The following is a 518-nucleotide window of genomic DNA, read 5'->3' on the forward strand; positions in this document are numbered from 1 at the left end:
TTCTCCATAGAAAGGAGGTGATCCAGCCGCACCTTCCGATACGGCTACCTTGTTACGACTTCACCCCAATCATCTACCCCACCTTCGGCGGCTGGCTCCCCAAGGGGTTACCTCACCGACTTCGGGTGTTGTAAACTCTCGTGGTGTGACGGGCGGTGTGTACAAGACCCGGGAACGTATTCACCGCGGCATGCTGATCCGCGATTACTAGCAATTCCGACTTCATGCAGGCGAGTTGCAGCCTGCAATCCGAACTGAGATCGGCTTTGTTGGGATTGGCTCCACCTCGCGGCTTCGCTGCCCTTTGTACCGACCATTGTAGTACGTGTGTAGCCCAGGTCATAAGGGGCATGATGATTTGACGTCATCCCCACCTTCCTCCGGTTTGTCACCGGCAGTCACCTTAGAGTGCCCAACTTCACTTGCTGGCAACTAAGATTAAGGGTTGCGCTCGTTGCGGGACTTAACCCAACATCTCACGACACGAGCTGACGACAACCATGCACCACCTGTCTCCT

The 518-nt window shown here is 55.4% G+C and carries 1 rRNA gene; it reads right to left on the minus strand.

The window, feature by feature from the left end:
• Positions 1-10: 10 nt before the first annotated feature.
• Positions 11-518 (minus strand): 16S ribosomal RNA (locus VQL36_RS21075); the annotation flags it as partial.

Source organism: Chengkuizengella sp. SCS-71B, assembly GCF_040100845.1.
Classification (GTDB): domain Bacteria; phylum Bacillota; class Bacilli; order Paenibacillales; family KCTC-33759; genus Chengkuizengella.